The following is a 23,352-nucleotide window of genomic DNA, read 5'->3' as shown; positions in this document are numbered from 1 at the left end:
ATGCCGAATGGTTCAACCAGACATCGACACCGTGCGGGGTTACATCGCCAAGTACAGCAATTGGGGACGCTGGGGTGAGAACGACGAGCGCGGCACCCTCAACCACGTGACACCCGAGGCGATCGTGCGCGCGGCGTCCCTGGTGAAGAAGGGCCGCACGATCTCACTCGCGCTGCCCTTCGACGAGAACGGGCCGCAGAAGGGCACCTTCAACCGGTTCAATCCGATCCACCTCATGACCCGAGACGGTGCGGATGTCATCGCGAACACCTCGATCCGCGACTTCTACGGCGGCAAGGACCGCTACTTCCGCGGCACCGACGACCTCGTGATCCTGCCGCTGCAGAGCGGGACCCAGTGGGACTCGCTCGCTCATGTCGTCTTCGAGAACAAGATCTACAACGGTTACGGCGCGGACCAGGTGTCGAGCAAGGGCGCGCTGCGAAACGGCGTCACCAACGCGGCGGACGGCATGGTCGGCCGGGGCGTGCTCCTGGACATCCCACGGAGCAAGGGCGTCGCGTGGCTGGAGCCGGGGACCGCCATCGGCGCCGAGGACCTCGATCGCGCCGCGGAGCAGCAGGGCGTGGAGATCCGCAGAGGCGACTTCGTCTTCGTACGCACCGGCGCGATCGCGCAGGCGCGCAGCCGGGGAGACTGGGGAGACTACGCGGGAGGCGACGCCCCCGGCCTCGGCCTGAAGAGCATCGACTGGGTCGCCGGCCACGAACTCGCGGCGGTCGCGACCGACACCTGGGGCATGGAGGTGTTGCCCAACGAGACCGAGGACGTCTTCCAGCCGTTGCACATCGTGTTCATCGTGCACCTCGGTCTCTGGGTCGGTGAGATCTGGGATCTCGAACCTCTCGCTGAGGACTGCGCTGAGGACGGCGTCCACGAATTCCTGTTCTGCGGTCCACCGCTGCCCTTCACCCACGCGGTCGGCTCGCCGCTCAACCCGATGGCGATCAAGTAAGCGCTGCTCCGCGCGCCGCTGGGCCGGCCCAGGCCCGCCCTCATGGGAGTTGCGCCACAGCGGCGTCGTCGGTGAGCCAACCGGCCTGCGCGGCGAGGACGCCGGCCTGGAAACGGCTCTTGGCATTGAGGCGGGCCATCAGATCGGCGGCCAGGCGGCGTTCGGTGCGCAGCGAGATGCCGAGCTTGCGGGCGCACACCTCGTCGGTATTGCCCTCGGCCATGAGCTTGAGCAGGGAGAGCTCTTGGCCGCTGAGGCCGTCGTGCTCGCGTCGGGGGGCGACGCCGAGCGGGGTGGCCTCCTCCCAGAGCTTCTCGAAGAGCGCGCACAGAGCGGTGATCACACTGCTGTAGGGCAACACCATGGCCCCCATGGACGTGTCGTCGACCTGTACGGGAAGCAGGGCCACCCGCCGGTCGAAGATGATCATCCGGAGAGGGACCATGGGAATGGTGCGGATCGACGCCCCTTCTTCGGTCAGCCACCTGACGTACGCAAGGGTGGCGGGGTCGTTGGCCAGGCTCTCCAGGTAGATCGAGCGCATCCACACACCGCGGGCCAAGACCGACTGGTCCTGGGACCTGCTGGCTTCCATGTTCTCCTTGGTTTGGGGACCTCCGTCCACGAACGCCATCACGTCCGACACACATTCGCGCCCCATGACCTCGATGTACGTCCTGACGTCGTCCAGGCCAGAGAGGTACTTGATCCCGGCCCGGCCCGGTGAGCCGTTACGCTGGTTGTACTCCGCGATCAGGTCGCTGACCTCCGCGCGGCCGGTGGCGATCGCCTGCTGACGCTGAAGCAGCTCGGCCTCGTGGCTGGCGAGTAGCGAGGTGAGGCTGATCTCAGGGTCCACCAGGTGCAGGTGGCGCGGCCGCTCCCGGGATGGTTGGAGCAGCCCGAGTCGGGTCAGTTCGCCGAGGGCATCGTGCACGTGCTCGGGTGGTAACTGCATGCGGGCGGTGAGTGCCTCCACCTGCAGCCCCGGTTCGCGCAGGATGACGCGATAAACGGACTCGGCGTCGACGCTGAGGCCCAGCGTGGCGAAAAATCCTCGTGTCATAGATTCACTATGGCCAAGGAACGGCGACAGTGCGGCTGCACGAAACCCCTCGTGGAGATGTCCCTAATGCAGGCTGACCACCTGCCCAGGACACGCCGTCCCTGTCGGCGAAGCCGTCCGGCCGGGGGCGTGTCGGCCTGCGGGGCAGCAAGGTGCCAGGGCAGCATAATGACAGCCCACAACGGTGACAGGTCGGGGGCGGCTGCCCGAAACTCTTCTATATCGGTCTTCCGGACATGTGATACCGCGAGGAGTCCTACATTCATGAAGAGAGTCATCCTGTCGGTTGTGGCCGCCGCACTCGTCGGCGTGGCGCATGGGGCCGTCTTCGCGGGTGCGAGCGATCATGGCACGGTTGCCTTGCCAGCCGTCGACTGCCTGCCGGATGCGGTCTGCGACCCGGGCAACCTCGGCTGGCAGGACGAACCCCAACCCTAACCTTAACGTGTTGACGACATTGTGATCGCGTCCGGCCCCGGGGGCCACCGCTCCGCGCTGGCCGAGGACTCTACCTGCCTTCGCTGAAGCCGCAATCAAATATGACAGAAGCAGCATGCTGAGGGCTGAAATCATTGGAACATAATCGAAAAGTTCCAGGCCCCAGAAAGCCTGCCCCTCCGTCTGCCGATTCGCATTTAAGGAAACGACTCAACACCCATCTTCGGTGTCGACGAAGAGAGCATTGATCATGCCTGCTGACACGCTGGACCTTCTCAATCTCGTCCCTGAACCCCCTCTCCGGGATCTCACCGAAACTGAAATCAAAGCTTTTGAGCTTGATGGCGCGGTCCTGGTCAGAGGCGTGATTCCCAGTAGCTGGGTCTCGCATGTAGCCGATGCGATCGACCATATGACTTCACATCTGACGCCCTACGGCGAGTTTCTTTCCAGCAGCGCGCATCGAATGTACACAGATCTGTTCATGTGGCAATATGATGACGCTTTCCGTGACTTCGTGTTCCGCTCTCCCGCTGCGCGCATCGCAGCACAGGCCCTGCGGTCGGACCGAATCAACTTCTTGGTCGACCAGATGTTCAAGAAGGACATCGGCTGCAAAGTTCCCACCCAGTGGCATACCGATGACATCGCGTGGCCGGTGCGGGGCAGCAAACTGATGAACATCTGGTTCGCCTGCGACGAGGCGACCACGGAGAACAGCTCGCTTCAGTTCGTCCGGGGCTCGCATCAGCTGACCACGCGACGGACCCAGCCTCGCCACGACACCAGGACCGACGAACGGCTGGCCAAGGCCCTTGCCGAACTGGGCTGGAAACCCACTGTCGTGGAGCCGCTGGAACTTGACGAGCCGGTCACGACGCCGGCGCTGATGCGGGCCGCCTTCCAGTGGGTGCACCAGCGCTTCGAGCAAGAGATGATCGACGCCCCGCTTCCGGCTGAGCTGCACGGCCTCATTTCGATCGAGCCGAACCGGGACGCGCTACCCATCATCAGCTGGGACGTGGAACCCGGTGACGCGATCATCTTCCACCCAGGCATCCTCCATTATTCGACCGGCAACGAAAAAGGAGCGTCCGCCCGGCGCGCGCTCACGACTCGCTGGCTGGGGAGCGACACCACCTATTTCCCGAGTCCCGGGAACACTCCTCTGCTTTGGGACCACGGCCTCCGTCCGGGCGACGGGTTCGGCGGCCCACTCTTTCCCCAGATTCTGCCCGGCGTTATCGAAAGTGAAGTCTCCGCGCGCTTCTTGGGACCGCGGCCTGGCAACCCCGAGGTCGGCTACCGCGACCTTAGATTCCGCGTCGATCTGGATCGTCACGGAATCTAGGATCAAGAACTCCGGCCTCACCATCGTGGCGAGGCCGGGTGTCGAAGAAGAAAGGGGTAACTGATGGAACAGGACGACAAGAAGGTGGAGACGCCTTCGGAATTCACGCTCGAGACTCATGAGGAGCAGCTCCTCGAAGAGTTCGGCACTCTCATGTCGGCCGAGTACAACTACATGGCACAGTGACACCAAAGCCCGGAAATGAGGCTTTCCCTGGCCTCATTTCCGGGCGCTGGCGGTCGTTCGACAGGAACGTTTCCGGAACGTCGGTAATCGAGGGAGTCCTTGGAGACATCGGCAGAGAAGAGCGACGTACGCCATGACGTGAAAGCTCCGTCCGGCAGCGTGCTGCGCCATGTGCCATTCCTGCTGCTCTGGGCCGCCATGGCTCAGTCAGCTCTCGGAGATCAGTTCTTTAAGGTGGGCGTCCCCTGGCATATTACAGCCGGCTACGGCGGCCTGTTCAGCAGCGCGTTGGTCGGCATCGCGACCGCCCTTCCCCTGGCGATTCTTGGTCTCCTCGGCGGGGTCATGGTCGACCGGTCCAACAGGTTTACTCTGCTCGTCGCCGCCGATCTGCTCCGGGCAGTTCTGGTCGGCGGCCTCGCCGCGGTGATCAGCAGTCAGACCGGGCTTCCGGCGGTATTGACCGGTGTGCTACTGCTGGCCGTACCGGGCGTGGTGTTCATGCCTGCGTTGCAGACCGTGCTACCACTGATCGCCGGCGGAGACGTCAAGCGGGTGGCGCGCATGGACGCGATCATCATCGGCAGTACGAACACCATGGCTGTTCTGGGGCCGTCGCTGACCGGTCTTGCGCTGTCGGTCGTGTCCATTGGCTGGTTGCTCACCGCCGACGCGGTGAGCTTTGCCGTTTCCGCGCTGCTGCTCATTGCCGTGAAACGAAGTCTGCCGACACAGCCCGCGTCCCTGATGCCACCGTCGAAGGAGCCTCGGTCCATGCACGGTGTGTACAACGACGTACGCGCCGGCCTGCGCTTCCTGTCCAGCAACCCGGTGCTCAGACCACAATTCCTGGCCTATCCGGTGCTCGACGCCGCGCAATACAGCATCGCCTTCCTGCTACCCGGATACCTGGTCACGCGCAGCGCGGGGAGTTCGGAGCTTTTCGGCATCGCGATCGCCGCCATAGGTGTGGGCCGGATCGCAGGGCTGTTCCTGGTGTCCCACACACCCCTTTTGCGGCATCGAGGAATTGTGTTCGTCGGTAACTACGCGGTTCAGGGCTGCGCGGTCCTGCTGATGTGCGCGACGAATTCCGCCTGGATACCGCCGCTCGCCATGTTCTTCGTGGGCCTGCCCGCGGGAATGGCGACCGTGGCCGTGACCTCGTATCTGCAGTCTGCCGTGCCCGGCGAACTGCGAGGGCGGGTCTTCGCTGCGGTGATGTCGGTGACCACGGCGGCGATGCCCATCGGACTTCTCCTGCTCGGATGGATAGCCGCTTCCGCGACGGCGACGGTCGCGATGGTCTGTATCGGTGTCGTCTTCGTCGCCGGAGGCGCATTCCTGGCTACACGTTCCACGGTCCGGGAGGCGAAATGAGCTTGTCCACCAAAAGCCAAAGCCGGCCAAAATATCTCAGCGTGAGCCTTCGCCGTGGCTTCCCCATGCCGCGGACGCCGACGAGTACCTGGAACCTTTCGCTGCTCGGTCCCTATTTCGGGCTGCAGCCGACCCAGGTGTGCTCGTTGCACGCCCGAAACGTTCATCAAGCGTTTGCCGAACTCATTCCGACTGCACCTCAGTCGCCATTTCAGCTGCACATGCCGAAAGGCCTGCGACGCCTCACCGCCGTGCAACTCCGGATGCCCGAGTTGGCCACCGCCGACCCCGATGCGCTTCCTTCCCACCTGCGGACCGAACGCTGGGAGAAGCTGATCGAGCTGTACGAGCACGCGTCGGAGCTAGGCTTCGAGGAGTGCCTGCGTCTCGCCGTGCTGCTGTCCGCACTCGGTTTCGACGACCATGCGGTACAGGTACTGCCAGATGTCGGGATACCGCAGGGCGATGCCGACCAACTCACCGTGAAGATCGCCATGAAGCGTTCCCACGCGCTCAAACGCGCGCGTGGCGACGCCGTCAGCATCGACTATGACCAGGCGGTGCTCAAGGCCGTGGCGACCCGCGCGCCGATGGGCCGGCCGAGTCTGACCGCAGCTCTTACTCTCGTCGTCCTGCACGCTCGCGGTAGGAACCCGGATGTGGCGGCGGTGCACTACTGGCGGGACATCGCGACACAGCGCATCGCCGGGTTGGAACAAAGATCGTGGCTGGACCAACTGGCGGAAAGCACCTACTGGCGTGCGGTCAGTTATCTGCCGTTCCTGCAGGGAGACCATGTCCTGACGGGACGTGAGCTCGATCGGGCTGAGGAACTGGCGCGTACGCTTCCGACTGACACTCCGGAGCAGGAGTTTGCACGCTCGCAAAACCTTCATCCTCTCCTGGAGACCAGAAGCAGGGCCGCGCTGGCGGCCGGCGATATCGACGCGGCGATCAGGTACGGCACCGAACTCACCACGCTCGATCCCTACGACGGCAAGGTGTTCCTGGTCCTGGGCGATCTCATGGTTCGGGCTGACGACCAAACCGCTGCGCTGGCGGCGTACCGCCGCTCGACGCTGCTCGGCGCACCTTACGCGCCCCGCGCGCACTACGCGATCGCCATGCGGCACGAAGCGGCGGGCGACCTTGACGCAGCGCTGTCGAGCTACGTTCGCGCTGCGGAGCTGGACCCCCTCGCGTATTCGGCGGTCCGCAAAATCCACCAGCTGGCCGCCGCACTCGGGCGGGCTGATCTCAAGCGCTGGAGCATGGCCTGGTTGAACGCGGTACGACGGCGACTGCCGGCCCCCGATCTCGTTGAGGAGCGCGTGTTGTGAGCGCAGTGCGAACCCCCTACCAACGGATACCGGTCAACGACATGGACGTCGAGCTCGACCTGCGGCTCGATCTACGTGCCACAAGGCCGTACCTCGACCTCGGTGGAATGAGCGGTCCAGTGCACACCCAGGTGCTGCTCCATCTCGCGAATGCGCTGGCGGGCGTCTCCACGGTCAGCGCACCGTTCCAGAGCAACCCTCCAGCCAACCTGCGATGGCACATTGTGGGGGAGGCCCGAATGCTCCAGTATCACGCCGCCGGGCCTGAGGAATTGGCCGAGGCCTTGCGCAGTGATCGCTGGCAGCATCTGTGCGACTGCGTACGGAACTGGCACGACGTGCCCGCCGAGCGCCGCCGGGTGGCGGCGTCGGTGCTCACCAGGCTCGGCTTCTACGACACCGTTCTTTCGCTCGTGCCGCACGACGACATTTCGGCGCCGCTCGATCCATCGGCCGCGGCCTTGCTGCTCATCAGAGCGAACGCGCTCTACAAACGCGACGGTGGCTCCGCCCTGGCGACACTCGACATACTGCACACGGTGCACGGGCGCGCCTCGTCGGCACGGTCCCGCGTGCTTGCGGCCATCGCGATCACCGTGCACCACGCCCGCGTGAGCCGGGACGGAGAATTGGTGCGGCACTGGGCGGAGCAGGCGCTCGGCGAGATCGACGCGGCTCTGGAGGGGCAGTCCAGCGACCATGTCCTGCACAGCGCGGTCCTGAGAGCGTGCAGCTTCGCACCGTTCTTCGCCGGCGACATGGCGTGGACCGAGGAGATGCTCGACGAGTGCGAGCGACTGGCCTTGGCCGCACCGGACTCCACGTCGGAGCTTGCGGTGCTCAAGGCGGAGAATCTGCACGCGGTGCTCGAAACCCGCAGCCGCGCCGCGATGCGTACGGGCGACCAGGATCTGGCGCTGGCGCGGGCCAGACAGCTCACCGAGGTAGATCCCGAAGACAGCAGGGTTCACCGAGACCTTGGCTACATGCTGCTGGCCCACAGCGGTCCCGCAGCAGCGTTGCCCTCGTTCGAGCGGGCAGCGGCGCTCGGTCCGCCATTCGCGGCCGTGGCCTGGTGCCTGGTCGCGCACTGCCGCCGGGAACTTCACAACCCGCACGGCGCCATGGCCGCACTGGTGACCGCGACCGAACTCGATCCAGGCTCCATCACGGCATTGCGCGGAATCACTGATCTTGCACATCCCACGGGGGAGCAGGCCCTCGGCACGTGGGCACGTGATCGGATCGACGCCCTGCTGAGCTCCCACACCACCGCATAAGCCAAAGGAGTATCCATGACCGAGTTGGTCCCGTCTGTGCTGGCTTGTGTGGGGGAGGACGACCCGTACCAGGAGGCGTTCGTCAGCAAGCGCTGCGTCGCCATTCGTGTCGTGCTCCCCGCACTCGTCCGGCGCCTACCCGAGCAGGCCGGGTCGCTGATCCGGTCGGCACTGGCCGACTATGAACGGAAGTCCCCGGAGGCGCAGCGCGAGGTGGTGATGGCGCCGCTGTTCGGCTACTGGTGGCACCGGCTCTCACTCGGGTACCAACGCGGTGACGTCGCCGAGCTCATGTCGTGGGTAGAGCACCTGCCTCGCCTCATCGAGCCCACGACCGACAACGACCACGTCGTGCTACGTGACCAAATCGTCGTGGACTCCGGCCATCCATGGATTACGGAATACATCACCACCGCCAACGCCAAGACGCAACTGGACCGCAACCAGGGCGACGTCGCCCCGGCCCCACCCGGCGAAGCCGTGGCGGGGCTCACCGCCGCACTCGACCTGATCGACGCCGTGTGGCCAGAGATGGGCCGCGAGATCAACCTACTGGTAAAGCAGATTGTGCCGATTCACAGCGCGGAGACTGTCGCCTTCAGCAACACCGTGCTCAACGGACTGATCTTCCTTCGGACCGACCTCGACGACGTGGCGGTCGCCGCTGAGCGGATCATCCATGAAACCAGCCACCTACGCATGAACGCGGTATTCCACATGCACCCCGTGCACCAACACCCGCCAGAGGAACGACTGCACTCGCCGTACCGGAAGGTGCCCCGCCCGGTGGACGGCCTCTACCACGGAGCCTTCGTCTTCGCCCGGATCGCTCGATTCCTGCTGCGCGCCCACACGGTCGCCGGCGGCGATGTCTGGCTTTCCCGATTGCACGAGGTCCACGCCATGCAGACCGAGGCATTGGAGCTCATCGAGAACTCGGTGCGGCTGACCCCACTTGGACGTGCACAATTCCAAGAATTTCGCGAGGTCGCGCGGGAGATCAGCGCCAAGGTATCCGCATCGGCCCTTCACTGAACCGATCCGATCCCTTCGAGGAAGGCTATTATGTCGATTACCGGCACACACCCGACCCTCCCCCCCATCGCGGTCGCCGATGCCTATCCTGACGAGCCGCTGAACCGCTACCGCACTCGTGTCGCGCGAGGCGTTTCCAGGGTTATTCCCCGCCTGATGGACCGATTGGATCACGCTCAGGCGACAACCGTCGGAAACCTCTTGGAAATCTACGACGGACTTACCGAAAGCCAACGCGGCGACATCGCACAGCATCCGCTTTTCTGCACATGGTGGATCAAAGTCAAGGCCGCCGTAGGAAGCGGTGACAATGCACAGCTGTCCACACTGCTCAAGCATTTTGGAAGATTCGTGCTGGTACCGGCGCTGCGCGGCGGGCTTTCCGACGCAACGGTTGCGCTGCCTCTTTCCGAAAAGGGGGAGTTGCGGTTTCCCGGACACGCCAGGCACATCTCGCTCCCGGTGAGAGATGCGGCGGAGAGTATCGTCCGGGTCGAGGGCGATACTCTCGACATCACGGTCGATGACCGGACGTGGCGGGTGTCCGCAGCCCGATTGCTCGATCCGCAGGACGTCGATGCAGACCTACTCGTGTCCCGGCCGTTGATCGCAGACGGCAACGTCGAGGTAGACGCGTCCGACCCATGGTTTCTGCGGTTCTTCGAGAGTCAGAACGCGCGCAGCGCTATCCCGGGATATCCTCCCCGGGACTTGTCGGCCTATCAGCCGGTTGGTATGGACGTGGTCGACGCCATAGAGCGTGCGATCAGTCTGCTTGACTCCGCTTGCCCCGAGTTCGGAGCGGAGTTCCGCTCGTACATAAAGATCGTGGCGCCGGTCCAGAGCAAGCTGATCTCTACCTTCACCGACACGGGCTTCTTTGGCACGATCTTCATGAGCGAGCGGTTCGCGCCGTTTTCGGACACCCTGTACACCACCGAACACCTCCTCCATGAAGCGAGTCATCATCGGCTGATGTTGCTCATGGAAGACGACCCGATGATCGAGTCCACACCGGACAAGTTGGTCGCGTCGCCGTGGCGCGACGACGCCCGCCCCATGCACCAGATCCTGCACGGTACCTTCGTGTTCGCGCGGATTCTGCAGATGCTCACCGCGATGATGCGGTACGACTCCGCTCCTTCCCTGGCACAACGGTACGCGGAAGTGCGGAAAGAACTGTGGCAGGCCCTGCGCACACTCGATTCGGCGGAAACCTCCTTCACCCCCGGCGGAAGGCGCCTGGTGGAGCAGTTCCACACCGTGGCGCAGGACTGACCGGTGTCGACCAACACCTCACTGCGGTTGCGCGGCCGTACGCAATTACTGCCCCTCGCCGATGCCCTGGTCATGCGACTGCGCGCAAAAGTGATTCGGGTGCAGCCCTTCACTGAAGTGGAGGAGCGAATCCTGCACCTGCTCGCGGATGGTTTCAGCGACCTCGACCGGGCCACCGCCGACTGGCCGGACTCCGAGCGCGCACGCGCCAGAGAGCTGACCGAGACGCTCAGCGAAGCACGGTTTCTTGAAGAGGTACGTGTCAGTCCCCTTCTGCTCGCCGAAGACGCGGCGCGGTTCGACCGGCTGCTGAACTACTTCTCCGAGCTGGAGGAGGAGGGGACATCACGTCACGAGCGCCTCAGACGAATGCTTGACGCCCGCGTAGCCGTGGTGGGCACCGGAGGCATGGGGAGCTGGTTGCTCTACGGCCTCGCTTGTTGCGGAGTCCGCAATTTCGTCCTGGTGGATGCCGACCGCGTCGAGCCCTCCAACCTCAACCGCTCTATTCTCTTTGGCGAACACGACATTGGCCGGTCAAAGGTCGATGCCGCGGCGGAGGCATTGCTCCGCTTCGCCCCACGCGCCGACATTCGCACAGTCGCCCGCCCGGTGAGCGGTGCGAGAGACATGGTGCCGATCGCTGGCGACGTGGACATGGTGGTAGCGTCCGCAGACCAGCCGACGTGGCTGATCCGCCAGTGGCTGGCCGAGGCCTGCCGACAGACCGGGCGCCCTCTGCTGCACCCGAGCGGGCTGAGGGTAGGTCCGTTCTACGTGCCGGGCAGGAGCGCATGTCCCATGTGTGAATGGGCGGCGCTGGCACTGTCCACACCCGCCTTTCCCGAAACCGTCGCGCGCATGCGCCGCCTTCCCCGTGGCAATTCCGGTGGGCTGGCGACCGTTGCCAGTCTCACCGCGAGTGTGGCGACCGGAGAGGTGCTCCGGCACCTTGCCGGAGCCGGGCAGCCGTTGACGATCAATGGAATCTGGGAGTGGAAGCCGGACGGAACCGCAGGCGTGCGACCGCTGCCACCACAAAAGACGTGTCCTGTGTGCGCCGGTGAAGGGGCAGCGACGGCGGAAGAGGACGGTGCCGCATGACGGGACAGGTCGCGAGTTTCGAGCCGATCGCCGAACGGGACATCGACGGTGTGCGCATCACCGAGTTCGTGGAGCGCGTGACCGGACTGCGGCACGTCCATGTCGCCACTCCGACCCCGCACCTGGTGATCGCGCTCGCCGCGCACACGCCCACGCCTGGTCGGCCGGGCTTACCACACATGTTGGAGCATTGGATCGGGTCGGGGTCGCGGCTGTTTCCGGTCAGACATCTGTTTCCGGCGCTTCTGAACCGTACTGCGGCCACCTTCATGAATGCGTTCACCGGGCCTGGCCACACCAGCTTTGTCGCCGCCACGACCTGCCCGGCCAGCGCGGACCTCCTCACCGACGCGCTTATCGACGGCGTGTTCCACCCCCTGCTGCACGAGGAGGACTTCGCCGAGGAAGCATTCGGAGTTCATTCGTCTGCCAGCGGAACCGGCCTCTATGGCGGCGTCGTGTGGCAGGAGGCCGTCACGCGCCTGGGCGACCCGCCATCCCTTGCCGTGCCGGCGCTGGCCGCCAGCCTGTACGGCCAGAGCACCATGTCCTTGCTGCAAGGGCAGGGGTTACAGCCACTTGACCTCGTAGGGGTCGTACCGGATGACGCCCGCGAATACCACCGAAGTTTCTACCACCCCGGGCGCATCTGGCTGATCACTGCGGGAGACCTGCCTGCGTCCCGGTTCCAGCGGAGAGCGATGCGGGTGCTGGAGCACAGCACGTTCAGGCCGCCCGGTGACTTGCGCCCGGAAGTTACTCCGCAGCCTGACAAGAGCCTGGTCGTCAAGGTCGCCGGCGCGGCTGGGCCCGGGACGGGCGACGCGATGGTGGCCATCGGACTTGAGCCTGTGGATGTGCCGGGAGCGATAGCTCGTGCCCAGATTCTCCAGGACGCTCTTGCGAGGAAGAGGGAAGGGTCCTTGCGGGAGGCGCTGAAAGCCTGCGGCGTCGTACGGTATGCACCGGGCTCGGGCGTTCACGCCATCTATCCGCACACGATCTTCGGGGTGGGCGTCGTCACACGGAAGCCGGGTGACGCGGCACGGGCGCATGAGGTCTTGGCAGAGGCACTCCCCACGGCATTCGGCAGCGACGACATCCGGGCCGCGGCGCAGCGCAAGCTGCTGGACGCGTACGACCGCAGCCATCGTCCTCATCCGGCACCCATGTGGCCGGTCCAGCAGGTGCTGGACGCCGTCCTCCCGCTGACCCGGGGCGCCGATCCCCTCGACGTGTTCGACCTGGAAAGCCACCTGCGCTCGCAACTTGACGAACCGGAGCGGACATTGCAGGTGCTGACGAACGGACTCGGCTCGATCGGCCGAGTGATCGTGGACCGTACCGGGCCGACTGCCAGGCAGTCTTTCGACACCGCCGTGGCCGCGCTCCCCCTCGGAAAGCCCCGCCGGGTTGATTCCCGCATCGCAGCAACACCGCCGCTGGTGACCATCAAGGAGCTGTCTCCCCGCAGCGCCAGCAGCGAGCCTGAGCGACTCGATGACGAACTCTGGTTGTGGCGTACCGACACCAACGGGGTCGGCTACGCCACCGTGGACATCGACCTGTGCGGACTGGCGCCCCGTTTTCTGCCGATCCTCCGGTTGCTGGCCGCGCCGTTCAACCACAGCGCGCGCTGGCGGGTCACGACGGACGTCGTGGTGGAAGCGCACGAGAGCAACGTAGACGTGCCTCGCCTGTGGGTGCGGGCATCGCTGACCAGCCATCGCGACGACATTCACGCGGCGCATTCTTGGCTGATGCGGCGTTTCGCGGCAATGCGTGATGATCCCGCCGGCTGGGCGGAGCGGGCCATGCGAGGACTGCGCACCGCGGCCGCCGCACCTGCCGGATTGTCGCTGCTCCGCTCCGCGACGGCGGCACGTGTGTCGCTGACCGGAGTTGTGGATGACCGCGTGAATGGCCTGGCTGCCAGGCACCGCCTTCGCTCACTTCTCGAAGATCCGAGCACCGCACGAAGCCTGTTCACGGCGGCCACCAAGGACCTGGCCCGCATGCCACGCACGGTAGTAATCACCCAGGAGCCGAATGTTCCGCTGCCTGACGAGATCGCCTGGGGCGAGTTCTCCGGAACCGTGCGACAAGCGCCGGGTGACCCGCTGGCCGTGACGCTCCCCTCAAATGGTGATCCCGTGCTGCTGCCGTCGTCGAGTGGGCCCCCATACGTGCTGCTCACGTATCGGAGCGTTCCCGCCGCACACCCTGATGCCGCCGCAGATCTTCTCCTGGCCGCAATTCTCGACCGTCGGCTCTATCGAACGTTGCGCGCGGCTTCCGCGCACGGCAGCAAGGCCGCTCTTTCCTGGCGTACCGGTGCGTTGACTCTCGCCGCCGCCGGCAGTGACCGGCTGGGCGATGCACTCGCCGCAATGGGCGACCTGTTGACCGAGATGGCAACCCGTCCCCCGGAGGAGGACGAGTTGGCCGCCGGAAGGACGGCAGCCGTCGTGAGCCTGAATCGACCACCGTCAGTGCATGACCAAGCGGCAGATCTCGTACGCGCGCGAGCGACCGGCTGGCACTCGATACGAAAGCGAATTCTTGACGCTGCGAAACGGAGCCACCGCGATGCCGTGCTCGAATCCGCACGGCGCTATCAGGAAGGCCCCGCGGCCGCGTTGGGCGCCATCGGACCGGAGAGCGCGCTGTCGTACCTATCCGGCAGCTTGGCCACATCGACCCCCGCGGCAATCACCTCTGGAGTGCAAGCATGACCAGCGTCCTGCCGAAGAAGCACGACCCCCTGTTCACGCTCTTCCCACCGCAGTTGTCAGCGAACACCGCAGGGCACGGGTTCGCCCACGATCGGCTGGCGCTGGACGAGGCAGGCCGCGACTACGTGCTGTACCTGGCGATCCCCTTCTGCCGGGTTCGCTGCCATGCCTGCCCGTACTTCAACGAACTGTTGTCCCCACGGGATCCGCTCGACAAGGAGGAGCGCTACGTCTCCGCACTCCTTGAGGACCTGCGGCAATGGGCATCCTATACGCGCTTCAGAACAGGTCGGCTGCGCGCGATATACCTTGGCGGCGGGACCGGCTCCATCTTCTCCACCGCCAACATCAAGCGGATCGTCGACACGATCTTCGCCCTGTTCCCGGTCGCGCATGACTACGAGTTGACGTTGGAGGGCAACGCCCACGACTACAACAAGACAAAACTGGACTTCGTCGCCGACTCGCAGGTCACGAGAGTCAGCCTGGGTGTGCAGTCGTTCGACCCGTACATACTGAAAACGATCGGCTCACCACACGCCGCGGACGAGAGCACCAGGGTGATCAGCGAGCTTGGAGCCCGCGGATTCCACAACGTCCAACTCGACATGATGTACAACCTGCCGGGACAGGACCGGGAGACCTGGCAGCGGGATCTCAACCGACTGGACGCCCTGAACATCAGCCACTTCACGATCTATTTGTATCGAATCCATCAAAATTCCCCGCAGCACAGGTTCATCCAGATCGGCAAGGTCCCGGCAATCCTTCCCAAGGAATCAGAAAATGTCCGGCAAATGTACGACGATGTTATCGACGCGGCCGCCTCAATGGGCTTCCAGAACTACATGTTCGACTACTTCGCCAAGCCCGGCTACCAGAGCGAGTACAACAACTGGTCGTTAAGGAACGCGAGCTCCGAGTCGCTCGGCGTGGGTCCCGGAGCCTACGGCTACATCAATAACCACCGATATGCGACCGGCCGTAACGTCGAGAACTATATTGCCGCCGTCCACCGAGGCGAGCATGTGATAACCGGCGTCTCCGAACCGGTCAGCCTCCAGGCGCAGAAGGAGCGTTTCATCATCAATTTGCTCCAGTACTTCGTGGTGGACCTCGCGCACTACCGCTCGGCCTTCGGCACCGACCTCACCGCCGACTTCGCATCAGAGATCGAGGTGATGAGCAAGCGCGGTCTCGCGACTCTTGATGAGGAGAAGCTGACCCTGACCCTTCTCGGAAAGGAATGGCACAGGCAGCGAGTAGCCTACCAACGCACGAATTCCGGCATCAACCGGGAGTTGAGCAGAAACGGCGCACCCCCGAGCTGAGCGCCGGACCTGTACGGGGTGGGCTCGCATGTTGCTCACCCGACGGTGCCACCAGCGACGTGGCGGCGAAGGCCTACGGGCCGCTCGGCTCCGTGCGGCCACCACCTGGAACCGCATCTCCACGGTTACCGCGCCGGGTGGCACCGCGACCCAGGACGTCGGGTTGGTCGCCGGCGCGCACGTGAGAGCCGGTGTCGTCAGTCCTCGTGGGAGCGGGCGTACGTCAGCGTCTCGCCACGGGCGCCGGCCATCCAGATGTCCTGGCAGGCGGCGGCCATCTCCGCGAGGCCATCGACGACCGTGCCGAAGACGTTGCCGGGCACCCAGCCCTGGTCGCCGTTGATGAGCAGGTTGTTGCGCCCGTAGAACAGGGCCAGATCGATGATGTGGGAAAGGTCCTTGGGGCCGCCGCCGCTCTCGTAGCCGTGCGAGGGCGTGGCGAGATCATTGGCGTCGAACGCGAAGTAACAGAGGTCCCCGGGAATGGGCGTGACCGTGGTGTTCTCCTTGCCGGGCTCGACTCGCGCGAACGCCGGCACCAGGTTGTAGATCTCGTTACGGGCGTACTTGCCGTGGAAGACCTGACCGGACAGCGGAAGCGCGTCCCAGACGGCGGCCGCGGTGCGCGGCGCCTCGTCGTCGAGCAGCCTGGCGGTGCAGGAAACGCGGCGCGATTCCAGGGTGACCGTGATGTAGCGAGCCATGTCGTTCTCCCAAGCGGATCGGATGTGCTGTCAGTGGCGAGCGAGCGGCGGTAGGGCCGAGGTCCAGTCGGTGGCCGACTCGTAGGCGTGGGCGGCTCGCAGCACGAGCGCGTCGGCGTGCCTGGGGCCGACGATCTGCAGCCCGACGGGCAGGCCGGCGGAGGTGAACCCGCAGGGCACGCTGGCGGCGGGCTGCTGGGTCATGTTGAACGGATAGGTGTAGGGCGTCCAGCTGGTCCAGTCCTCGGAGTGCCAGCCCTCCGGCGTGTCCATCCCCTTGGGGAACGCGGTGATCGGCAGGGTCGGCGTCAGCAGCAGGTCGTACGTCTCGTGGAAGCGCCCCATCCGTACACCGAGGTCCATCCGGACCGCCGTGGCCGCCAGATAGTCCGCGGCGCTGACGGTTCCTGTGCGCTCGATGGCGCGGCGCAGTCCGGGGTCGACCCGTCGCAGGGCGTCGGGTCCGTACGACTCGACGACCTTGGCCGCGCCCGTGAACCACAGGACATGGAAGGCGTCGACGAGGTCGGTGAAGCCGGGATCGATCTCCTCGACGTCGGCCCCCGCGTCGGCCAGTACGGCGGCGGCGGCCCGGACGGCGGCCTCGACCTCGGGGTCGTTACGCACATAACCGAGAGTCGGCGAGAACGCGATGCGCAGGCCGCGGACGCCGTCTTCGAGCCCGTCGAGGAACGAGGTCGCCGGGGTGGGCAGAGCCGACCAGTCGCGTGAGTCGAAACCGGTGAGTATGTCGAGCATGAGAGCGGCGTCCGTGACGGTGCGGGTCATGGGTCCGCCGTGTGACAGGGTGCCGAACGGGCTGGCGGGCCACATCGGGACGAGTCCGTACGTCGGCTTGATCGTGACCGTTCCGGTGAACGCGGCGGGGATGCGCACCGAGCCACCGCCGTCGGTGCCGACCGACCACGCCCCCATGCCCAGGGCCACCGCTGCCGCGCTGCCGCCGCTCGATCCGCCGGAGGTCAGATCGGCGTTCCACGGATTTCCCGTGGCACCGTGCCGCAGGGAGTCGGTGACTCCCTTCCACCCGAACTCGGGCGTGGTGGTCTTGCCCACGAGTACGGCGCCGGTCTCGCGTAGTCGGGCCACGACAGGGGCGTCCTCGGGCCACGGCCCCTTCTCGCCGATGAGGTCGGTGCCACGTAGCGTCGGCCAGTCGCGGGTGTAGAGGATGTCCTTGATCGAGGTGGGCACCCCGTCGCCGGGTCCGCGGGGGCTACCGTCGCGCCAACGGGACTCCGACTGCTTCGCGGCGGCCAGCGCGCCGTCGGCGTCGACCAGGACGAAGGCGTTCACGTCGTCGTTGGCGGCCTCGATCGCCGTGAGGGCGGCGCGGGTGGCCTCCACCGGCGACACACTGCGGTCGCGGTAGGCGGCGGTCAGTTCGGTGGCGGTCAGCCGGGTCGGCTCGGTCATCGTGGCTCCTTACTCGGCTGCGGTGCGGGCGGCACTCGGCCGCGGGCCGGGCGGCACGAACCCGAGTCGCTTGTCGACGACGTTGACGAGATCCTCGCCGTCGAGCCAGCGCAGGGCGTTGTCGGTGAACTGCCTGGCCAGCGTGTCGAGCCAGCCGACGGCGTCGCCGGACATGTGGGCGGACACGACCACGCCCGGTGTGTCCCACAGCGGATGGTCCACCGGCAGCGGCTCGGTTTCGAACACGTCCAGGGACGCGCCCGCGATCTGCCCGCCCGCCAGGGCCGCGATCAGATGGTCTTCGACGACGCAGGGACCGCGGCCGATGTTGACCAGGTGGGCGGTGGGTTTCATGGCGGCGAGCACGGGGGCGTCGATGAGGCCCCTGGTCGCCGGGGTCAGGGGCGCGGCCATGACGACGTGGTCGGCCCAGCCGACGTGGAGCGCCAGTTCGTCGCTGGCGACGACGGTGTCGAAGTCGGGGTCGGCGGCCCGCGCGGTGCGGCCGGCGCCGCGTACCTCCATGCCGACGGCGCGGAGCAGCCGGGCGATCTCGCGCCCGATGGCGCCGGTGCCCACGACCAGCGCCGTGCCACCGGCCACCGACCGGGTTTCACGGTGTTTCCAGGTGCGGGCGAGCTGCAGATCATGGCTGCGGTGGACGTCCTTGGCGAAGGCCAGCACCGAGCCGAGCACGAACTCGGCGATGGGCCGGTCGAAGACGCCACGCGCGTTGGTGACGATGACGTCCGAGTCGATCAGTTCGTCGAAGAGCAGCTTGTCCACGCCGGCCGCGGCCACGTGGATCCACCGTAGTGCCCCGGCGCGGTCCCAGACCTGGCGTACGGCGCTGGAGAAGTAGTCCCACAGGAAGAGGGCGTGCGCGTCCGTCACCGCGGCCGCCAGGCCGCCCGTGTCGCAGTAGCGGACCGTCGCGCGCTCTTCGACGGCCTGCATGTGCGGGGGACGCCGGTTCATGTCCGCGCAGAGCACGGTGATGACAGGTCTGTCTTCCGACCCTGCCATGGACACCTCCAGAGCCTCCGTTGGACCAGGTGATAGCCATGACTGATCGCACTCGCCGTCAACCCGAGTCGCGGACCAACGTAGGAGAGCTACGTATGATTGTCAACAATGCATCGATCCTGCATGATGGCGACACGGCTCCGCACCACCATGGGGTCGGACCTCGCGACCGCAGGAGGCCGGCTGTGACCACGAATACCAGTACCGCACCGCCCGGACCGCCGGCCCAGACCGGGGTCGGCGTGATCGTCCCGTACGACATGGCGCTGGATCGGGAGCTGTGGCGCTGGACGCCCGACGACGTGACGCTGTTCTTCACGCGTACGCCGTATTCGCCGATGCCGGTGACGGTGGAGATGGCGGAGCACGTCGGTGATGCCGAAGCCATACGTGTCTGCACCCGGGACCTGATCACGGTCTCGCCCTCGGTCTACGCGTACGGGTGCACGTCGGGCAGTTTCGTACGCGGTGTGCGGGGGGAGCGGCGACTCGCCGAGGCGATGCGCGAGGCCGGGGCCCCGGCGGCGGTCACGACGTCCGGTGCCCTGCTGGAGGCGCTGGGGCGGCTGGCGGCCGGGCGCGTGGCGATCGCCACCCCGTACGACCCGCACGTGACCGACCGGTTGCGGATGTTCCTGCGCGAGGCAGGCGTGGACGTCGTCGCCGACTCGTACCTGGGGCTGACCACCGACATCTGGAAGGTCCCGTACGAGCGCACCGCCGAACTCGTCGCTCAGGCCGACGACGAGCGGGCCGAGGCGATCGTGATCTCGTGCACCAATCTGCCGACCTATGACGTCATCGCACCGCTCGAGGCACGGCTCGGCAAGCCGGTGGTCAGCGCGAACCAGGCGACCATGTGGGCGGCGCTGCGGGCCGTCGGCCGCCGGGCGGTGGGGCCGGGGCAACGTCTCCTCGACCGTTGAACATGGCCGGGGCACCGTCCCGTTGAACACGACAGAATGCGAGATCCACGTGGTGCAGCAGTCCTCCCCTTCCCCCGATCCGGATGCCGCCGAGTACGCGCGACGGCTCGCCCGTGTGCGGGCCGGCATGGCCGAGCGCTCGTTCGCCGCCCTGGTGGTGACCGATCCGGCGAACATCTACTACCTCACCGGATACAACGCCTGGTCCTTCTACACCCCTCAGTGCCTCGTGGTGCCGGCCGACGGTGCACCGATCCTGTTCGCGCGCGCGATGGACGCCGCCGGAGCCGGGTTCACCGCCTGGCTGCCGCCGGAGCAGGTCGAGGGCTATCCGGAGGAACTCGTACACCGGCCGAAGGTCCACCCGTACGACTGGATCGCCGAACGCGTCAGGGAACGCGGTCTGATCGGGACCGGCCAGGACGTGTGCGTGGGGTTCGAGGGCGACTCCGCGTTCTTCACGGCGCGCGCCTACCTCGCGCTGAGTGCGGGCCTTCCCGGCGTCAGGCTCGAAGACAGCAGGGAACTGGTCAACTGGGTACGCGTCGTCAAGTCCGGCCACGAGCTCGCCCAGATGCGCATCGCCGGGGCGATCGCACAGCAGGCCATGGAGGTGGCGTTGCAGGCCGTGGCAGTGGGGCGGCGCCAGTGCGACGTCGCCGCCGAGATCACCGCGGCGCAGACGCGCGGCACGGCCGGGCACGGCGGCGACTACCCGGCGATCGTGCCGATGCTGCCCACCGGTAAGGGAGCCGGCACACCCCATCTGACCTGGACCGATGAGAAGTTCCTCGCGGGCGAGGCCACGACCGTCGAGCTCGCGGGCGTGCACCGCCGCTACCACTCGCCGCTGGCCCGCACCATCATGCTGGGCGAGCCTCCCCGCCGGCTCGCCGACACCGCGGCGATCGTACGCGACGGCATGGCCGAGGTCCTGGCCACGCTGCGCCCAGGGCGGACCGCGCACGAGATCCACGCCGCATGGAACGCCGTCATCAGCGTGCACGGCCTGACCAAGGACTCCAGGATCGGGTACTCCATCGGCCTGGGATACCCGCCGGACTGGGGGGAGCGCACCGTCAGCCTGCGGCCGGGTGAGCACACGGTGCTCGAGGCCGGCATGTGCTTCCACGTCATCCTCGGGATGTGGATGGACGGCTGGGGATACGAGCTCTCCGAGCCCGTCGCGCTGACCGCCGACGGGGTCGAGCGGCTGACCGACCTCACACAGAACCTGACGATCGGACGGTGAACTCGATGACCCAGGCCGCCACCCACCCGCCGCTCGCGGCACGAGCGGCAGGACTGGTCGGGTCGGTCATCGACTCGAGCACGTCGCTGCTGCAGAAGCAGTCACACGACATCGTCCGCTTCGCGATGGGCAGCCCCGCCGCCGAAGCGGTCCCCACCGGGATCCTCGCCGCGATCAGCGCCGCCGAACTGGGTGCCGGCTCGGCAGACGCGTACGACTACGCCGCCACCGAGGGCGACCCCCGGCTGCGTGAGGCGGTGCTCGACATGCTGTCCGGCACCGGCGAGGCGACGACCCCGGACCGGCTGACCATCACCAGCGGCGGGATGCAGGGCATCGACCTCGCCTGCAAGCTCTTCGTCGACCCGGGCGACCCGGTCATCGTCGAGTCGCCGACCTACACCAACGGCAGCGCCACCGTCATGTCGTACGGCGGACAGGTGCTCGAAGCGCCCCTGGACGACGACGGGTTGGTCGTCGAGGCCCTTCCCGAACTCGTCGAACGGGCTGGTCGCCTGCCGAAGGCGATCTACACGATCCCGAACTTTCAGAATCCCTCCGGGACCACGATGTCGCTCTCGCGGCGCGTCGCGCTCATCGAACTGGCCCGCCGATGGGGGGCGATCGTCATCGACGACGACCCGTACGGGTGGTTGCGCTTCGCCGGCGAGGATCTGCCCAGTCTGCGCGAACTGGGCGACGGACACGCGGACGTGTTCTCGGTGCGTACCTTCTCGAAGGTGCTGGCGCCCGGTCTCCGGGTGGGCTGGGTCGACGCGGCCCCCGAGCTCGGCCAGTTGCTGATCAACGCGAAGCAGGCCATGGACACCTGCGCCAACCTGCCCGCGCAGCGCCTGGTGGCCAGGTTCCTCCAGGACGGCCACCTCGCCGAGCACCTGAGCGGGCTTCGTGAGACGTACCTGCTGCGCAAGGTGGGGATGCAGCGGGCGCTCACCGAGCACCTCGGCGACATCGCGAGATGGACCAGCCCGGACGGCGGGTTCTTCCTCTGGGTGACACTGCCTGAGGAGGTCGACGCGCAGGAGGTGTTCGAGGTGGGGCTCGCCGAAGGGGTCGCCTTCATCCCCGGGCAGGCCTTCTCGCCGAGCGGCCGGTTCCGCAACGCCCTGCGGCTGTGCTTCGCCTCGACCACCCCGGAGCGCACCCTCGTGGGTGTGCGCAGGCTGCGCCGCGCGATCGACCTGGTGATGACGGGAGCCGCCAATGCCTGACCGTGAGGCGATCAGCGAGGCTGAACGCGCGGCGATCAATGAAGCCGACCGCGCGGCGATCACCGAGGCTGAACGCGCGGTGCTCGAGTTGATCACGCTCGACGAGATACGTGAGATCGCGGTGGACCTCGTCCAGGCGGTGGGGCAGAACCCTCCTGGTGAGGAAGGGCCGACCGTGGACGTCCTCGCCGGTGCGTGCGAGGCGCGCAGCCTGACGGTGACGACCACCGAGGTGGAGCCAGGCCGGTCCAACCTGTCGGCCGTACTCGCCGGGGGCCCCGGCCCCGGGCTGCTGCTGCTCGGGCACACCGACGTGGTGCCCGTCGGCGACAACTGGACCGTGCCGCCCTTCGGGGGCGAGGTCCGCGACGGCCGGCTGTTCGGCCGCGGCTCCGCCGACATGAAGGGCGGCCTCGCCGCGTGCGTGGTCGCACTGTCCGCGCTGCGCCGGGCCGGGGTCGCGCTCTCCGGTCCCGTCGAGTTGGCCGCCGTGGTCGACGAGGAGGAGACCGGCAAGGGGGTGCGGGCCTACCTCGCCGGCGGTGACCGTTCCGGCCTGGCCGGGTGCATCGTGGCGGAGCCCACCGACCTGCAGACGATCATCGCGGCGCGCGGGGACTCGTACGTCGAGATCGCCGTCACCGGGCGCGCGGCGCACTCAGGCAAGCCCTCCGACGGGCTCAACGCCATCTACGGCGCCGCCGCGGTGGTGACCGAGCTCGAACGCTGGCACGGTGAGCTGTCGGACGCGCGGCACCCGCTGGTCGGGGCCGCCACGTGGAGCGTCGGTCAGATCGCCGGCGGCACCGGGACGTCCACCGTCCCCGCCGAGTGCCTGATCACCGCCGATCGGCGGCTGTTGCCCGGTGAACAGGGTTCGGCCGTGCTGGCGGAGACGGCCGCCAGGATCGAGGCGCTGCGTCTGGGCGAGCGTGGGCTGGGCGTCGAGGTCACCATGACCATGCAGATGCCCGGGTTCGAGACGGCGCCTGATCACCGGCTGGTCGTGCTGGCCGAACGTGCGGTGCGCGATGCCGGCGGGCCCGATCTGCCGCTGGGGGGATGGACCGCCGCGTGCGACGGCGGATTCGTCGCCAGGGACGCGGGGGTCCCGGTCATCGTGCTCGGCCCGGGTTCGGTCGCCGAACAGGCGCACCGGGCCGACGAGTCGGTCGGCCTCGACGAGCTGCTGATGGCGGCCCGGGTCTACGCGCTGTGCGCGATGAGGCTGCTCACCGGCTGAATGCGGCGGTGCACCGGCAGGCGCGGCCCCTG

General features: G+C 66.8%; 20 protein-coding genes. 16 read left to right on the top strand and 4 right to left on the bottom strand.

What is annotated here, in order from left to right:
- The first annotated feature begins 7 nt into the window (after nt 1-7).
- Nucleotides 8-976 (top strand): cyclase family protein, encoded by a 969-nt coding sequence (locus ITP53_RS03285; RefSeq protein ID WP_195893764.1) that lies wholly within the window; start codon nt 8-10, stop codon nt 974-976.
- A 40-nt stretch (nt 977-1,016) separates the two neighbouring features.
- Here ITP53_RS03285 and ITP53_RS03280 read toward each other — a convergent pair whose 3' ends face one another.
- Nucleotides 1,017-2,042 carry a helix-turn-helix domain-containing protein gene (locus tag ITP53_RS03280; protein WP_195893763.1) on the bottom strand — a complete coding sequence of 342 codons (1,026 nt, stop codon included), beginning with the start codon at nt 2,040-2,042 and terminating at the stop codon, nt 1,017-1,019.
- 264 nt (nt 2,043-2,306) lie between these two features.
- Here ITP53_RS03280 and ITP53_RS03275 point away from each other — a divergent pair, with 264 nt between their 5' ends.
- The 11 genes from ITP53_RS03275 to ITP53_RS03230 all read left to right on the top strand — a co-directional run bounded on the left by ITP53_RS03275 (nt 2,307) and on the right by ITP53_RS03230 (nt 15,500).
- The gene (locus ITP53_RS03275) at nt 2,307-2,480 is read left to right on the top strand and encodes a hypothetical protein (protein WP_195893762.1); all 174 of its coding nucleotides are present in this window, start codon (nt 2,307-2,309) and stop codon (nt 2,478-2,480) included.
- A 250-nt stretch (nt 2,481-2,730) separates the two neighbouring features.
- Nucleotides 2,731-3,831, top strand: coding sequence for a phytanoyl-CoA dioxygenase family protein (locus ITP53_RS03270; RefSeq protein ID WP_195893761.1), 1,101 nt, complete (start codon nt 2,731-2,733; stop codon nt 3,829-3,831).
- Between the two features lie 63 nt (nt 3,832-3,894).
- Entirely contained in the window at nt 3,895-4,017 is a 123-nt protein-coding gene (locus ITP53_RS59020) for a hypothetical protein (protein WP_268960909.1), read from the top strand.
- Nucleotides 4,018-4,116: 99 nt separating this feature from the next.
- Nucleotides 4,117-5,397 (top strand): MFS transporter, encoded by a 1,281-nt coding sequence (locus ITP53_RS03265; protein WP_195893760.1) that lies wholly within the window; start codon nt 4,117-4,119, stop codon nt 5,395-5,397.
- Entirely contained in the window at nt 5,394-6,737 is a 1,344-nt protein-coding gene (locus tag ITP53_RS03260; protein WP_195893759.1) for a tetratricopeptide repeat protein, read from the top strand. The genes ITP53_RS03265 and ITP53_RS03260 overlap by 4 nt, the downstream gene beginning before the upstream one ends.
- A gap of 41 nt (nt 6,738-6,778) precedes the next feature.
- A complete protein-coding gene (locus ITP53_RS03255) occupies nt 6,779-8,017 on the top strand; it encodes a tetratricopeptide repeat protein (protein WP_195893758.1) in 1,239 nt (412 codons plus the stop codon).
- A gap of 15 nt (nt 8,018-8,032) precedes the next feature.
- The gene (locus tag ITP53_RS03250; protein WP_195893757.1) at nt 8,033-9,052 is read left to right on the top strand and encodes an aKG-HExxH-type peptide beta-hydroxylase; all 1,020 of its coding nucleotides are present in this window, start codon (nt 8,033-8,035) and stop codon (nt 9,050-9,052) included.
- A gap of 30 nt (nt 9,053-9,082) precedes the next feature.
- Nucleotides 9,083-10,330: an aKG-HExxH-type peptide beta-hydroxylase gene (locus tag ITP53_RS03245; RefSeq protein WP_195893756.1), complete on the top strand. Its 1,248-nt coding sequence runs from the start codon at nt 9,083-9,085 to the stop codon at nt 10,328-10,330.
- 3 nt (nt 10,331-10,333) lie between these two features.
- Nucleotides 10,334-11,434: a HesA/MoeB/ThiF family protein gene (locus ITP53_RS56945; RefSeq protein WP_195893755.1), complete on the top strand. Its 1,101-nt coding sequence runs from the start codon at nt 10,334-10,336 to the stop codon at nt 11,432-11,434.
- Nucleotides 11,431-14,169, top strand: a complete 2,739-nt coding sequence (locus ITP53_RS03235; RefSeq protein ID WP_195893754.1) for an insulinase family protein — start codon at nt 11,431-11,433, stop codon at nt 14,167-14,169. The genes ITP53_RS56945 and ITP53_RS03235 overlap by 4 nt, the downstream gene beginning before the upstream one ends.
- Nucleotides 14,166-15,500 carry a coproporphyrinogen-III oxidase family protein gene (locus tag ITP53_RS03230; protein ID WP_195893753.1) on the top strand — a complete coding sequence of 445 codons (1,335 nt, stop codon included), beginning with the start codon at nt 14,166-14,168 and terminating at the stop codon, nt 15,498-15,500. The genes ITP53_RS03235 and ITP53_RS03230 overlap by 4 nt, the downstream gene beginning before the upstream one ends.
- Nucleotides 15,501-15,697: 197 nt before the next feature.
- On the opposite strand, the gene ITP53_RS03225 is transcribed toward ITP53_RS03230, so the two are convergent.
- Genes ITP53_RS03225 through ITP53_RS03215 form a run of 3 tightly spaced genes read right to left on the bottom strand, consistent with a single transcriptional unit; the run spans nt 15,698 to nt 18,667 of the window.
- The gene (locus tag ITP53_RS03225; protein ID WP_195893752.1) at nt 15,698-16,204 is read right to left on the bottom strand and encodes a DUF3830 family protein; all 507 of its coding nucleotides are present in this window, start codon (nt 16,202-16,204) and stop codon (nt 15,698-15,700) included.
- Nucleotides 16,205-16,234: 30 nt separating this feature from the next.
- Nucleotides 16,235-17,641 (bottom strand): amidase, encoded by a 1,407-nt coding sequence (locus tag ITP53_RS03220; protein ID WP_195893751.1) that lies wholly within the window; start codon nt 17,639-17,641, stop codon nt 16,235-16,237.
- Nucleotides 17,642-17,650: 9 nt separating this feature from the next.
- The gene (locus ITP53_RS03215; RefSeq protein ID WP_195893750.1) at nt 17,651-18,667 is read right to left on the bottom strand and encodes a D-2-hydroxyacid dehydrogenase; all 1,017 of its coding nucleotides are present in this window, start codon (nt 18,665-18,667) and stop codon (nt 17,651-17,653) included.
- Between the two features lie 185 nt (nt 18,668-18,852).
- Between ITP53_RS03215 and ITP53_RS03210 the strand changes: the two genes are divergently transcribed.
- The 4 genes from ITP53_RS03210 to ITP53_RS03195 are packed head-to-tail and all read left to right on the top strand — an operon-like array spanning nt 18,853 to nt 23,320.
- On the top strand, nt 18,853-19,593 hold the full coding sequence (locus ITP53_RS03210; RefSeq protein WP_328813820.1) for a maleate cis-trans isomerase family protein: 741 nt from the start codon (nt 18,853-18,855) through the stop codon (nt 19,591-19,593).
- Between the two features lie 22 nt (nt 19,594-19,615).
- Nucleotides 19,616-20,845 carry a M24 family metallopeptidase gene (locus tag ITP53_RS03205; protein ID WP_207755481.1) on the top strand — a complete coding sequence of 410 codons (1,230 nt, stop codon included), beginning with the start codon at nt 19,616-19,618 and terminating at the stop codon, nt 20,843-20,845.
- Nucleotides 20,846-20,850: 5 nt separating this feature from the next.
- On the top strand, nt 20,851-22,077 hold the full coding sequence (locus tag ITP53_RS03200; RefSeq protein WP_195893782.1) for an aminotransferase-like domain-containing protein: 1,227 nt from the start codon (nt 20,851-20,853) through the stop codon (nt 22,075-22,077).
- Complete coding sequence (locus tag ITP53_RS03195) at nt 22,070-23,320, top strand: M20 family metallopeptidase (protein ID WP_195893748.1); 1,251 nt, start codon at nt 22,070-22,072, stop codon at nt 23,318-23,320. The genes ITP53_RS03200 and ITP53_RS03195 overlap by 8 nt, the downstream gene beginning before the upstream one ends.
- Nucleotides 23,321-23,352: the final 32 nt, after the last annotated feature.

Origin of the sequence: Nonomuraea cypriaca (genome assembly GCF_015645445.1) — a bacterium.
In the GTDB taxonomy this organism is placed as follows: Bacteria; Actinomycetota; Actinomycetes; order Streptosporangiales; family Streptosporangiaceae; genus Nonomuraea; species Nonomuraea cypriaca.
The sequence above is the reverse complement of the archived record's forward strand: the minus strand, read 5'-3'. Positions and strand labels throughout refer to the sequence as shown.